Source organism: Streptococcus sinensis (assembly GCF_000767835.1).
Taxonomy (GTDB): Bacteria; Bacillota; Bacilli; order Lactobacillales; family Streptococcaceae; genus Streptococcus; species Streptococcus sinensis.
The window spans coordinates 1-1,232 of sequence record NZ_JPEN01000026.1 but is presented as its reverse complement, the minus strand read 5'-3'; the positions used below and the strand labels follow the sequence as shown (position 1 = coordinate 1,232).

1 protein-coding gene and 1 pseudogene are annotated in these 1,232 nt (G+C 38.8%); both read right to left on the bottom strand.

Annotated elements, in window-relative coordinates:
- Positions 1–86: 86 nt before the first annotated feature.
- A complete protein-coding gene (locus tag SSIN_RS01100) occupies positions 87–1,052 on the bottom strand; it encodes a ribose-phosphate diphosphokinase (protein WP_037614774.1) in 966 nt (321 codons plus the stop codon).
- Positions 1,039–1,232, bottom strand: a pseudogene (locus SSIN_RS10780) (hypothetical protein); the annotation flags it as partial. The pseudogene SSIN_RS10780 and the gene SSIN_RS01100, both read right to left, overlap by 14 nt.

Below are 1,232 nucleotides of genomic sequence, written 5' to 3'. Positions count from 1 at the left end.
TACAACAAAATAGGCTCCATAATCCCTGCGGTGGATTTACCCACTACAGAAATTATAGAGCCATAATTATAAGTCTATTAAATAGTTTATTTTTTTTCGCTTTCAAATAATGGAGAGAGAGGACGTTTTTCATGAATACGAACGATCGCTTCTGCTAACAGATGAGCGATGGAAATCTGCTCAATCTTATCAATCAATCGTTCTTCAGGAAGGTAAATCGTATCCAAAACAATCAACTTTTTAATAGCAGATTTTTGAATATTTTCCATAGCTGGACCAGATAAGACAGGATGGGTACAGCTAGCATAGACTTCAACTGCACCAGCTTCTGCTAGGGCATCTGCCGCATGACAAATCGTTCCTGCCGTATCAATCATGTCATCAATCAGGATACATGTTTTGCCTGCAACCTTACCAATGATATTCATGACTTCACTAGTATTCATTTTATCAACACTGCGACGTTTATCGATAATAGCAATTGATGTTTTGAGAAATTCTGCCAATTTACGGGCCCGACTCACACCGCCATGATCCGGACTAACCACCACATAATCATTCCCAATCATACCACGACGTTCAAAATAATCAGCAATCAAAGGGGCCCCCATCAAATGATCAACAGGAATATCAAAGAACCCTTGAATTTGAGAAGCATGCAAATCAATGGTCAACAAACGGTCAACTCCAGCAATCTCCAGCATATTAGCAACTAATTTAGATGTAATCGGCTCACGAGCACGAGCTTTTCGATCCTGTCTAGCATAACCATAGTAGGGCATTACCACATTGATAGATTCTGCACTAGCTCTCTTCAAAGCATCTACCATGATCAAAATTTCCATTAAATTATCATTGACTGGCGAGCTGGTAGACTGCAAAATAAAGACGTGTTTCCCGCGGATAGATTCTTCAATATTCACTTGAATCTCCCCGTCAGAGAACTGACGGACAGTTGCTTTCCCAAGTGGCAATCCAATCTCTTGAGCAACACGCTGCGCTAATTCTTGATTAGAAGAAAGAGCAAAGAGTTTTAAATCAGAAAAAGACATGATTTCCTCCAGATTCTAAATCGTCTTTTATTGTATCTGTTACAAGTTTTCCAATTACCATTGTAACCCTTTTTTGCCTATTTTTCAATTGATAAATTGTAAAATATAGTGCAACAAAAAACGGCTCTATAATTTCTGTAGTGGGTAAATCCACCGCAGGGATTATGGAGCCTATTTTGT